This window comes from Segatella copri, from assembly GCF_051861805.1.
GTDB lineage: Bacteria > Bacteroidota > Bacteroidia > Bacteroidales > Bacteroidaceae > Prevotella > Prevotella copri_M.
In genome coordinates this window covers 3,536,901-3,549,065 of the sequence record NZ_CP146520.1, presented here as the reverse complement: position 1 = coordinate 3,549,065, position 12,165 = coordinate 3,536,901, and the positions used below count along the sequence as shown (strand labels likewise).

The 12,165-nt window shown below is 48.1% G+C and carries 8 protein-coding genes and 1 pseudogene; 6 read left to right on the top strand and 3 right to left on the bottom strand.

Translation table 11 applies throughout. The features are described from left to right. Nucleotides 1-24: 24 nt before the first annotated feature. The 4 genes from V8Z93_RS14045 (at nucleotide 25) to V8Z93_RS14030 (ending at nucleotide 5,802) form a co-directional block, all read left to right on the top strand. Entirely contained in the window at nucleotides 25-2,379 is a 2,355-nt protein-coding gene (locus V8Z93_RS14045) for a TonB-dependent receptor (RefSeq protein WP_439431893.1), read from the top strand. Next, nucleotides 2,379-3,326, top strand: coding sequence for an HmuY family protein (locus V8Z93_RS14040; protein WP_439431892.1), 948 nt, complete (start codon nucleotides 2,379-2,381; stop codon nucleotides 3,324-3,326). The genes V8Z93_RS14045 and V8Z93_RS14040 overlap by 1 nt, the downstream gene beginning before the upstream one ends. A 222-nt stretch (nucleotides 3,327-3,548) precedes the next feature. After that, nucleotides 3,549-4,856, top strand: a complete 1,308-nt coding sequence (eno, locus tag V8Z93_RS14035; RefSeq protein ID WP_119229179.1) for a phosphopyruvate hydratase — start codon at nucleotides 3,549-3,551, stop codon at nucleotides 4,854-4,856. 199 nt (nucleotides 4,857-5,055) lie between these two features. Next, complete coding sequence (locus V8Z93_RS14030) at nucleotides 5,056-5,802, top strand: ZIP family metal transporter (RefSeq protein WP_439431891.1); 747 nt, start codon at nucleotides 5,056-5,058, stop codon at nucleotides 5,800-5,802. A 181-nt stretch (nucleotides 5,803-5,983) separates the two neighbouring features. On the opposite strand, the gene V8Z93_RS14025 is transcribed toward V8Z93_RS14030, so the two are convergent. From V8Z93_RS14025 to dapF, 3 genes are all read right to left on the bottom strand, one after another. Continuing rightward, on the bottom strand, nucleotides 5,984-8,173 hold the full coding sequence (locus tag V8Z93_RS14025; RefSeq protein ID WP_118116350.1) for a glutamine synthetase III family protein: 2,190 nt from the start codon (nucleotides 8,171-8,173) through the stop codon (nucleotides 5,984-5,986). Between the two features lie 55 nt (nucleotides 8,174-8,228). Further along, nucleotides 8,229-9,461, bottom strand: coding sequence for an LL-diaminopimelate aminotransferase (locus tag V8Z93_RS14020; RefSeq protein WP_439431890.1), 1,233 nt, complete (start codon nucleotides 9,459-9,461; stop codon nucleotides 8,229-8,231). A gap of 91 nt (nucleotides 9,462-9,552) precedes the next feature. Then, a complete protein-coding gene (dapF, locus tag V8Z93_RS14015; protein ID WP_439431889.1) occupies nucleotides 9,553-10,398 on the bottom strand; it encodes a diaminopimelate epimerase in 846 nt (281 codons plus the stop codon). Nucleotides 10,399-10,887: 489 nt separating this feature from the next. Between dapF and V8Z93_RS14010 the strand changes: the two genes are divergently transcribed. Next, a complete protein-coding gene (locus V8Z93_RS14010) occupies nucleotides 10,888-11,244 on the top strand; it encodes a P-II family nitrogen regulator (protein WP_006849503.1) in 357 nt (118 codons plus the stop codon). Between the two features lie 155 nt (nucleotides 11,245-11,399). Beyond that, a pseudogene (locus V8Z93_RS14005) lies at nucleotides 11,400-12,077 on the top strand (ammonium transporter); the annotation flags it as partial. Nucleotides 12,078-12,165 lie beyond the last annotated feature (88 nt).

The following is a 12,165-nucleotide window of genomic DNA, read 5'->3' as shown; positions in this document are numbered from 1 at the left end:
GGAAAAAATAGAATAGCAATATAAATGAAGACAATTAGAAATGTAATGCTTATCGGCTTGCTGCTGATACTCGCCCTCCCTGTCGCAGCACAGCGAAAGGTGAAGTTCGGTATCTTCGACAAAGCCACTGAGCAGCCAATCATCGGCGCAGTCATCACCTACGCCGACAACGAGAAATTGAAGTCGCCACAGCGTGTTGTTACCAACATGGATGGTGAGGCTACCATCTCGGTGCCTCAGAGTGGCAAGTGTTATTACCAGGTGGTATCCGTGGGCTACAACCCGCTGAAGGGAACCATCGGAAGCGACAGCTCCCTCAAGCTCTTCATGACCGAGGACGTGATGAAGGTGAATGAGGTGGTGGTTACTGGTTCCCGTACCGCCCGACCTATCAAGCTCTCGCCAGTGAGCACGCAGGTGCTCGGCGGTAAGGAACTGGTAGATGCAGGCTATGCCGACTTGACCAAGGCACTGCAGCAGGAGACTCCGGGTATGAACATCCAGAAGGTGGGTTTCGGCAACGAAATCTCCATGCAGGGCTTGGATGCCCGCCACGTGCTCTTCCTGCAGGATGGTGAGCGATTGACGGGCGACATGGCAGGCAACCTCGACTATGAGCGTTTCAACCTCCATGCCATCGACCGCATCGAAATCGTGAAGGGTGCCAGCAGTACCCTCTATGGCAGTCGTGCATCGGGTGCCGTCATCAACCTCATCACCAAGAAAACTACCAAGCCTATCGACATTCAGGCTGGTGTGCGCTGGGGACAGATGAACGAAACCAACTACAAGAATCCATCCCAAAAGGATTTCCTGTATATGTTTGAGAAGAACGCCGACCGCCCGAACCTGCAGAGCTGGGTGTCGGCAGGATTCAATGCAGGCAAGGTAACTTCGCAGACGGATGTGTGGTATTCTTCGAGTGATGCCTTCTACATGTACCAGGCGGAGAACGACAAGAAGGTCTATACCCAAGAGGCGAACCCTTGGCTCGACCACGACGTGACCATTACCAGCGTGGCTTCCCGTCCGCCAATGGGCATCGAGGGCACGGAGCATATCTCGGTATCGCAAAAGGTATTCTACGACCCATTCAAGAACTTGGAGTTGCTTGCCTACGGTAGTGCGTTCTACATGAACACCTACGACTTGATACAGGATATGACCTTCAGCCAGGCTCGTGACTGGACGGCAGGCATGAAGGTGAAGTACTCCTTCAAGGATTGGTTCAAGATTACCGCCTCCCTTCATGGCGACTTCTACGACCGCTTCAAGCGACATGAGCGTATCGACGAGCGTACCAAAGTGTATAAGAGCCGTATCTTCCAGCCTCGCCTCTCCATCACCTCGCAGAAGTTCGAGGGCCACGACCTCATCCTCGGTATCGAGCACCTGAGCGATGACCTGACGAGCGACCGATTCAACGGTGATGCCTCCCATATCATGCGCACCCGTTCGCTGAAGGAAACGGAGGCTTTCCTGCAGGACGAGTGGACGATGAACGACCACTGGATGGTTTCGGCAGGTGTGAGAACCAACTTCAGCCGTGCCTTCGGACTGATGGCGATGCCTAAGATTGCCTTCAAGTGGAGTCCTTCGGATCACTGGGCATGGAGAGCCAACTACTCGATGGGCTATCGTTCGCCAAGCATCAAGGAGCTGTTCTTCAACTGGGACCACCTCGGCATGTTCATGATCAAGGGTAACGAGGACCTGAAGCCTGAGAAGAACAACTACGTGAGCCTGGGCACAGAGTACTCGAACGATAACTTCTTCATCTCGGGCAATGTGTATGGCAACTTCTTCCGCAAGAAGATAGAGGGCGTATGGCGCATCTACGACATGCAGTACAATTTCGAATATACTAATCTGTCGAAGCAGAACCTCATCGGACTGGAGGCCATCATGCGCTGGCACTTCCTCAACCACTTCACGATGAATGCCACCTACAGCTACGTGAACGTGAGCAAGACGGATGGCATCCAGGTGAACACCACTTCGCCTCATGCTGCTACGGCGAGCCTCGACTATAAGTACAACAAGAAGAACTACCGCCTGGGCGCCACCTTCTCGGCAAGCTACATGGGTGAGAAAAAGTTTGATGTGCAGGACCGACTCTCTGTAAACGGTGAGAGCCACGATGCCTACTTCCGCTGCCAGTTGCCACAGTATGTATTGTGCAACCTGTCGGTGATTCAGACCTTCTATAATAAGGTGAAGGTAACGGTGGGTGTGGATAACATCTTTAACTATGTGCCAAAGACCCTGGGTTCGGGCATCACCATGTTTAACGTGCCAGCCACGGCAGGAGCCAAGGCGCATGTGCAGGTGGAAGTGTTGGTAGATGAATTGGTAAAAGCATTTAGAAAGAAGAAATAATGAAGAAAGCATTACTATATATAATAGGTGTGGCAGCCGCAATGACGAGCTGCGTATCTTATGAGGCTGAGGACTTCACAGGTCATACCTTGCCCCGAAAAACAGGTTATAGCACGGGTGTTACCAACGACTGGCTCTATTTTGACCTGAAGACGGGCCATCGCTATAATGTGCTGAATCCTAACCAGAGTGTCATCGCCTTTATTGACGGCAAGCCGATAGAGGAGTATTTCCATTATAAAGGTACTACCAAGCTCGTAAAGTATTGGAGCGAAGGTGTGCAGAAGAACATCTTCGAGGATGTAGAGCGTGATGCAAACGGCGATACCATCTTTACCAAGAATCAAGCTACAGGCAAGTCTACCTATAAGACGGTGAAGCGCCAGGCAAGCAGCATTATGGTGATGGAGAACATGGAGGATGACCCCAACACGATGGCTTATCCTGCTACGGAGTGGGACCTCGCCTTCAATGGTTATCAGCTCCGCACCAACAGCGGAACGAGCGGACCAGGCAAGGGCGGTGCTGCCGACCTGGGCTATGGCGAATATGACAAGTGGACGAGCAAGGCGCAGGTGGATGCTTATCTGGCAGAACACAACATGACTTTCGCCGTGGATGATTCAGCAAGCGTCTATGTCACCATGTCGCAGAACGACTGGAACAAGTATTGCATCGCGAACAAACTGGATATGAACGAGAACCCTTGGTTCGACCCGAACAACGGTCCTGCCAAGCAGTTGGTAAGCGGCAATCCGGTGCTCGAAAAGGCAATGAGTTTCTCGGGTCCACCTCCAGTATATACTCCTTCTTTCCATACCTACGTAATCCGTTCATGGGATGGCGAGAGATATTACAAGCTCCAGATTATCTCCTGGTATGATGCCAATGTGCAGATAGGTGACGAGGGAGGAAGAATCAGTTATTACTTAGACGAACTGAAATAATTCAACTGTTCATGATAGGGCAGATGATGATATGGCGGAAAGTGAATGTTCTGCCATACATCATCTGCTTTTTTGTTCAATGCCTATTATCCTTATAAATGGGTATTTTTGGGCGAATACCTACTTTTTATGATGCCAGAAATTTGGTAGTTTGCCAGATTATAACTAAATTTGCACTCAGAAATAAGAAATGTTTTATGTAATTAAAAGTATTATAGTATTATGATTATTGAAAATGTTCATGCAAGAGAAATCTTGGATTCTCGTGGCAATCCAACAGTAGAGGTTGAAGTTTCATTGAAGTCAGGTGTCGTAGGTCGTGCATCGGTTCCTTCTGGTGCATCAACTGGCGAGAACGAGGCTTTGGAACTTCGTGATGGCGACAAGAACCGCTATGGCGGCAAGGGCGTCTTGAAGGCCGTGGAGAATGTGAATCAGGTGATTGCTCCGGCTTTGGTAGGTTTTTCTGCCTTGGAGCAGCGTGCCATCGATTATAAGATGTTGGAACTCGACGGTACCAAGACCAAGTCTAATCTGGGTGCCAATGCCATCCTCGGTGTTTCTCTGGCTGTGGCTCATGCTGCTGCTGAGTATCTCCACATCCCATTGTATCGCTACATCGGCGGTTGCAATACTTACACCCTTCCTGTTCCTATGATGAACATCATCAATGGTGGTGCTCACTCTGATGCGCCTATCGCCTTCCAGGAGTTCATGATCCGTCCTGTGGGTGCTCCTTCCGAGAAGGAGGCCATCCGTATGGGTGCTGAGGTGTTCCATGCCTTGGCTAAGCTTCTGAAGAGCCGTGGACTTTCTACTGCCGTAGGTGATGAGGGTGGTTTCGCTCCAGCACTCGATGGTATAGAAGATGCGCTCGACAGTATCTGCCAGGCTATCAAGGATGCCGGTTATGAGCCAGGTAAGGACGTGAAGATTGCCATGGACTGTGCTGCCAGCGAGTTTGCCGTTCAGGAGAATGGTGAGTGGTTCTACGATTACCGCCAGTTGAAGGATGGCAAGAAGAAGGATCCTAATGGTAAGAAACTGACTGCTGCTGAGCAGATCAAGTTCCTGGAAGAACTGATTACCAAATATCCTATCGATTCTATCGAGGATGGTCTTGATGAGAACGATTGGGACAACTGGGTGAAGTTGACCGCTGCCATCGGCGACCGTTGCCAGTTGGTAGGTGACGACCTCTTTGTTACCAACGTGAAGTTCCTGGAGAAGGGTATCAAGATGGGTGCTGCTAACTCTATCCTCATCAAGGTAAACCAGATTGGTTCTCTCACCGAGACACTGGATGCTATCGAGATGGCTCATCGCCATGGTTACACCACCGTAACTTCCCATCGTTCTGGTGAAACCGAGGATACAACAATTGCTGATATAGCCGTAGCAACTAACTCCGGTCAGATTAAGACGGGTTCTATGAGCCGTACCGACCGTATGGCCAAGTACAACCAGCTTATCCGCATCGAAGAGCAGTTGGGCAATAACGCAGCTTACGGTTATAAGAAGTTGAAATAGTTTCGATGATAAGAAGTTGAAATAAAACAATTTCACCATGACTATACACATTAATATAGAATAGATCAGATACGAAATAGATGGGCATGGATAGCCGTGAGGTTGTCCATGCTTTTTTTATCTTCTATCAAGTATCTGCATCTTCACATACATTACTGATAACTTCGATATATTTTATAGTTTAAAAACAAAAAATGCAATGACAAACGTATTGATAAGTGCTGCCGGACTTTGCGGTGCCACCATTATTGGTGCCATTCTGGGATTCTTCGTCAAGGAGTTGCCCCATAAATGGAACGATGCCGTATTGGGATATTGTGCCGGAATCATGCTGGCAGCTTCCACGTTGGGACTGATAGTGCCAGCCTTCGAACAGACCAGCCTTTGGTGGCTGGTAGTAATCGGTGTGATGGCAGGAGCCTTGTTTCTGAATGTGCTAGATCTGGTAACTCCCCATCTTCATCATATCACCGGACTAGACCCCGAGGAGCATCGCAACAATGCCCGACTCAGCCATGTGATGCTTTTCGTGATGGCGATAGCCTTGCACAAACTGCCAGAGGGAATGGCGGCAGGTGTGAGCGTCTGTTCATCAGAAGGTGCAACGGAGTGGGGTGTTTCTTTCGGTATCGCCCTGCAGAATATCCCCGAAGGAATGGTGATCATTGCTCCCTTAATGATGGCTGGTGTTACAGCAGTCCGCACCTTCTTCATTTCCATCTTCATCGCCCTGCTCGAAGTGGCAGGCATTCTTTTGGGTTTCGGTTTGGGTTCAGCCTCTTCCACCTTCCTCCCCGTGATGCTGGGTTTTGCCGGTGGTGCCATGCTTTATGTAACGAGCGACGAGATGATTCCCGAAACCCATGCCCATGGCTTTCAGAAGCAAGCCACCTACGCCCTTCTCCTTGGCTTCATCACCTTTGTGTTGATGGAGAAATGTGTGTAATCAGATTTTGATGAGGAGCATATAGCAGAGGGTGCCAAAAAAGCGGAGCGTGATTTCACAACCACACTCCGCGCAAACTTAAACAACCAATAAAAGAAATAGATTGATCGTTCAATTGTTATATCTGATGAAGAGTAGCCCTTTTTAGAGCTTTTTTTATTTCGATTTGAAGATAATGACCTTAGCGGATGAACAGGAGTTCGCGATACTTAGGCAAGGTCCAGAGCTCATCGGCTACAGCCAACTCCAACTTGTCTATCTGATAACGGATCTCCTCCATCTTTGGAGCTACTGTATCATGATAAGCTATCGCCTTATCGTGTTCATTCTCAATCTTGTTGGCTACCTTGCGGGCATTAACCAACTCCTCAACACCGGTCTCGATAATCTGAGTGCGCTCGGCAATCTTCTTGATGATATTGATGTTGCGGGCAGTCAACTTCTTGCCTTCCTCGTCACCGAAGATATCAATCATGTTCTCCACATTCTTGGCCAACTGACTCTGATAGTGAGTAGCCACAGGGATGATGTGATTCATGCTCAAGTCGCCCATTACACGAGCCTCAATCTGAATCTTCTTGGTGTAGGTCTCCCATTTCACCTCGTTGCGGGCTTCCAACTCGTTCTTCTTCATGACACCCATATCCTCGAACATCTTGATAGATGCAGGGTCGAGATAACGCTCGAAAATCTTTGGACAGCTCTTCTCGCAGTCCAAACCACGCTTGGCAGCTTCCTCTACCCACTCATCTGAGTAACCATTACCGTCGAAACGGATAGGCTTGCAGGTCTTCAAATCCTGACGAACGATATCGATGATGGCAGATGTCTTGTCCTCACCTTTGGCAATCAACTCATCCACACGCTTCTTGAAGTCGGTCAAAGCCTCAGCCACGGCTGTGTTCAATACGATCATCGCTGATGCACAGTTAGCCTCAGAACCTACGGCACGGAACTCGAAACGGTTACCGGTGAAGGCGAATGGTGAAGTACGGTTACGGTCGGTGTTATCAATCATCAACTCTGGAATCTCAGGGATATCCAGCTTCATACCCTGCTTGCCAGCCACGGTGAAGAGATCCTTCTTGTCGGCTTTCTCAATGTGCTCGAGAAGGTCGGTCAACTGCTTGCCGAGGAATGAAGAGATGATTGCTGGAGGTGCCTCGTTGGCGCCCAGACGATGCGCATTGGTTGCACTCATGATAGAAGCCTTGAGCAAACCATTGTGCTTATATACACCCATCAAAGTTTCTGTGATGAAGACTACGAAACGGAGGTTATCCTCTGGTGTCTTGCCAGGACCATGAAGCAGAATGCCGGTATCTGTAGCCAGACTCCAGTTGTTGTGCTTACCGGAACCGTTGATGCCTGCGAATGGCTTCTCATGGAGAAGTACGCGGAAACCGTGATGGCGAGCCACCTTCTTCATCAAGCTCATCAGGAGCATGTTGTGGTCAACGGCAAGGTTGGTCTCCTCGAAGATAGGTGCCAACTCAAACTGGTTTGGTGCTACCTCGTTATGGCGAGTCTTGCAAGGAATACCGAGCTCAAGAGCCTGGATTTCCAAATCCTTCATGAAAGCCTGAACACGCTCTGGGATGGCACCGAAGTAGTGGTCGTCCATCTGCTGGTTCTTTGCAGAATCGTGACCCATCAGAGTGCGGCCTGTCAGCATCAGGTCAGGACGTGCAGCATACAAGCTCTCATCTACCAGGAAGTACTCCTGCTCCCAACCGAGATTGGAAATAACTTTCTTGACATCTGGGTTGAAGTAGTGGCAAACCTCTGTGGCTGCTACGTTTACAGCGTGCAATGAACGGAGCAATGGAGCTTTATAGTCGAGTGCCTCACCTGTATAAGAGATGAAGACAGTAGGGATACAGAGTGTATCATCGATGATGAATACAGGAGATGTTGGATCCCATGCAGAGTAACCGCGAGCCTCGAAGGTAGAGCGGATACCGCCAGATGGAAAAGATGAAGCATCAGGCTCCTGCTGAACGAGCAACTTACCTGAAAATTCCTCGATCATACCACCCTTGCCGTCATGCTCGATGAAGGCATCGTGCTTCTCGGCAGTACCTTCTGTCAGTGGCTGGAACCAGTGGGTGTAGTGGGTTACGCCATTCTCGTCAGCCCACTGCTTGATGCCTTTGGCTACGGCGTTGGCGATGTTACGGTCGAGACGAGCTCCGTTGTCGATGACGTCTACCAGTTTCTCATAGACATCTGCAGGGAGATACTTGTACATCTTCTGTCGGTTGAATACCTTCTTTCCGAAGAATTCACTTGGTCGCTCGCTAGGAGCGGTTACCTCAACAGGCTTTCTCTTGGAAGCCTCTGAAACAGCTTCAAATCTTAAGTTGCTCATACCTTATATATTTTAAAATTTTTGATATTCAATGTTTAATAATCTGTTGGAATGTTTATTTTCCCAGCCACTTGGCAATTCTCTCCATGGCTTCTTTGCAGTCCTCATGCTCGCCGAAGGCGGTGAGACGGATGTAGCCTTCGCCCGATGGACCGAAGCCGACACCTGGGGTGCAGACTACGCTGGCGCCATAAAGCATCTCTTCGAAGAATTTCCAGCTTGGCGTGTTGTTTGGAGTCTTTACCCAGATATATGGGGCATTCTCGCCACCATAAACTTTCAATCCGAGCTTCTGGAGTTCTGCTCTCATGAAGTGGGCATTCTCCATATAGTAATTGATGGTAGCCTTTACCTGTTCCTTACCCTCTGGGGTATAGATGGCTTCGGCAGCACGCTGGCTGATATAGCTGGTACCATTGAACTTGGTGCACTGGCGGCGGTCCCAGATAGGGTTCAGTGCCACTTCCTCACCGGTCAATGTCTTTGCCTTCAACTCCTTAGGAACAATGGTGTAACCACAGCGCACACCGGTGAAACCGGCTGTCTTTGAATAACTGTGGAATTCTATCGCCACCTTTCTGGCTCCACGAATCTCGTAGATAGAATGAGGGATTTCCGGGTCGGTGATGTATGCCTCGTAGGCAGCATCATAGAGAATGATGCTCTCGTTCTTGATAGCGTAGTTAACCCATTTTCTGAGTTCTTCCTTCGAGATGACCGTACCTGTTGGGTTATTTGGATAGCAGAGATAAATCATATCCACACGGTGGTCTGGAATCTGAGGGATGAAGTCGTCGCTCTCATCACATGGCATGTAGGTTACGTTGCTCCACTTGCCGTTCTCAAAAATTCCCGCTCTGCCAATCATCACGTTAGAGTCGATATATACAGGATAAATCGGGTCGGTGACACCGATGTTGTTATCCCATCTCAAAATCTCCTGGATATTTCCTGTATCGCTCTTGGCTCCGTCGTTTACGAATACCTCGTTGGGGTCGAGATGGATGCCACGAGGCAGGAAGTCGTTCTTGATGATAGCCTCGCGGAGGAAGTCGTAACCTCGCTCCGGACCATAGCCACGGAAGGAAGCCTGTACTGCCATCTCATCCACTGCCTTGTGCATCGCCTTGATGACGGCAGGGCAGAGAGGCTGGGTTACGTCACCGATGCCCAGACTGATTACTCGCTGCTTAGGGTGGGCAATCTTGTAGGCTTTCACCTTCTTTGCGATGTCGGCAAACAGGTAATTGTTGGCCAACTTCAGGAAATGTTCATTAACTAATGCCATATTTTTGTTCTCCTTTTATTGCGGTCTCTTCAGATATCTCTTTTTCTGATGTATCTTCATCAACCTTATTATTATTTAAGTTTGCTCTTATTTATTCTGGAATCTCAATTTCTCCTTCAAAGGCGAAGACGGCAGGTCCCGTCATGTATACATGGTCGTCTGCCTCGCTGTATTCAATGTGGAGTGTTCCGCCATCCATCACTATGCTGCTTTTTCTGCCAGCACGCTTGGTCAGGGCTGCGGCTACAGCAGTGGCACAAGCCCCTGTTCCGCAAGCCATCGTAATTCCGCTTCCCCTTTCCCAAACTCTAGTTCTTATGATGTCAGAATCAGTAACCTGCGCGAATTCGATGTTGCAGCGCTGCGGAAAAGCCTGGTTTCTTTCCAGTATCTTGCCGTAATGGGCAATGTCGATGGAGTCGATGTCATCCACGAAGGTAACGAAATGTGGATTGCCCATGCAAACGTAAGTGCCTTCGAAGATTCTTCCGTCGGCTTCGAGTACTGAAGGACCGATAAACTGCTCAGGATTTTCCAATTTTGGTTTCAGCATATCCACTGTTACTGAATCCACAACTTTCTTGTTATCCTGAAGATGCAATTTCAAGATTTTGATGCCTGATAGCGTCTCCAGTCGGATTGTTTCCTTTCGGGTCAGTCCTTTTTCATAAAGATACTTTCCGATGCATCGGCTAGCGTTGCCGCACATCATTGCTTCTGAACCATCGGCGTTGAAGATGCGCATCGAGTAGTCTGCTCTTCTGCCATCCTGCGGTTTTCCGATGAGAACCAGTCCATCGCTTCCTATTCCTGTGTGGTAAGCACTCCAGGCTATGGCTGCCTTCTCTGGGTTGGGTATGTCGTACAGCTGGGTATCTACATAGATGTAGTCGTTACCCGCTCCCTGCATTTTTGTGAAATGAACTGTTTCTTTCATTTTGCGTTGTCCTTTAAGTTTGAATACTCTTCTATCTCTCACGCCTTGTCTCTATCTTGAGATTCGACATTCTTTCCAGTTTTGTCTCTTTCGAGACTTTACTTTTTGATAGTCTTTCGAATATTTCGATGACTATTTGTCTGATTTCGGTTGCAAAGGTACGACTATTTGTTGAAATATGCAAGAAAAGATATACAGAAAATGATAGTTGTTTTTTAGTGTCTTACAATTTGCAATGAAGAAAAGTAGGATAGATTACAAATTGTAAGCAGAATATAGGATAGCTGGATAAATTTATAATATCAGTAGAAAAGTAGAAACGAAATGCTTTTAATATCTTTGAAATTCTGACAAAATGTATTAATTTTGCAGCCGAAAACGAACAATATGTAAAAGAATGGCTTGATTTGAGTGACAATCAATGAAAGTCCGTTTTTCGTTGGAGACAATCAATAAAAGTATTAACACATTATTAATTATTAAAGGATTATGAAGAAGATTGAGGCAATTATCCGCAAGTCTAGATTCGAGGATGTCAAGAAGGCACTTTTAGCTGCCGACATCGAGTGGTTCTCTTATTATAATGTAAGGGGTGAAGGAAAGATGCGCCAGGCTCGCATTTATCGTGGTGTGATGTACGATACGAGCAGTATAGAGCGTGTGCTCCTGAACATCGTGGTTCGCGATAAGAACGTGGAGCCAACCATCGCTGCCATTCAGGGTGCCGCCCAGACTGGCGAGGTAGGAGATGGCAGAATCTTCGTGATTCCGGTGCTGGATACCGTTAGAATCAGAACCGGCGAGCGAGGTGACATCGCATTGTATAACGCTGAGAAAGAGGAATAAAGATACTTTGAACTTTGAGGTTTGAACATTGAACTTTATGATTGGTATTGAAGTTTATATTTGAGAGACTATATTATAATATTGTATTCTAATTTAACTATAAGATATAAATATGAGCAGTTTATTATTGACGACACTTGATACGGGTAACACAGCGTGATGATTACCGTGCGGGTCATCCTATCACACCTCACAACATCACCTTCGTGTTCATGGGAATGTCGTTCCTCTGGTTGGGATGGTTCGGCTTCAATGCCGGTAGCGGATTGGCAGCCGATGGTCTGGCAGCCAATGCCTTCCTCGTAACCCATATCGCCACAGCTGCTGCAGCCACCACCTGGATGCTCATCGACTGGATTGTAAACAAGAAGCCAACCACAGTGGGTGCTTGTACCGGTGCCGTAGCCGGTTTGGTAGCTATCACTCCAGCAGCCGGCAGTACCGATATTTTGGGTGCTTTCTGCATCGGAATCATTTCCACCATCGTCTGCTTCTTCATGGTAGCAGTGGTGAAGGAGAAGTTCAAGTATGATGATGCCCTCGATGCCTTTGGTGTTCATGGCATGGGTGGTATTCTGGGATCTGTCCTCACCGGTGTTTTCGCCACAAGATACGTAACAGGAGCCGAAGGCGTGCAGGGTGCTCTCTATGGCGACTGGCATCAGCTTTGGGTTCAGGTGGTAGCCACCGTGGTAAGCATCATCTACAGCATCGTAGTTACCTATATTATCTTCAAGGTAGTAGATAAGAGTGTAGGTGTACGTGTTGACAAGCGAGTAGAGGAGGAAGGTCTCGACATCTACGAGCATGGTGAGAGTGCTTATAGCAACTAAAAGACATTTATTGAGAATAGTATGGGAATGGGCAAGAAAGTATCATATTTTCTTGCCCATATTTCTCCTTCTCTACTTACTTATTATG

Excerpts from the sequence above, each read along its gene's own strand:
- V8Z93_RS14045 (WP_439431893.1), top strand. The coding sequence starts at position 25 with ATGAAGACAATTAGAAATGTAATGCTTATCGGCTTGCTGCTGATACTC.
- V8Z93_RS14040 (WP_439431892.1), top strand. The coding sequence starts at position 2,379 with ATGAAGAAAGCATTACTATATATAATAGGTGTGGCAGCCGCAATGACG.
- eno (WP_119229179.1), top strand. The coding sequence starts at position 3,549 with ATGATTATTGAAAATGTTCATGCAAGAGAAATCTTGGATTCTCGTGGC.
- V8Z93_RS14030 (WP_439431891.1), top strand. The coding sequence starts at position 5,056 with ATGACAAACGTATTGATAAGTGCTGCCGGACTTTGCGGTGCCACCATT.
- V8Z93_RS14025 (WP_118116350.1), bottom strand. The coding sequence starts at position 8,173 with ATGAGCAACTTAAGATTTGAAGCTGTTTCAGAGGCTTCCAAGAGAAAG.
- V8Z93_RS14020 (WP_439431890.1), bottom strand. The coding sequence starts at position 9,461 with ATGGCATTAGTTAATGAACATTTCCTGAAGTTGGCCAACAATTACCTG.
- dapF (WP_439431889.1), bottom strand. The coding sequence starts at position 10,398 with ATGAAAGAAACAGTTCATTTCACAAAAATGCAGGGAGCGGGTAACGAC.
- V8Z93_RS14010 (WP_006849503.1), top strand. The coding sequence starts at position 10,888 with ATGAAGAAGATTGAGGCAATTATCCGCAAGTCTAGATTCGAGGATGTC.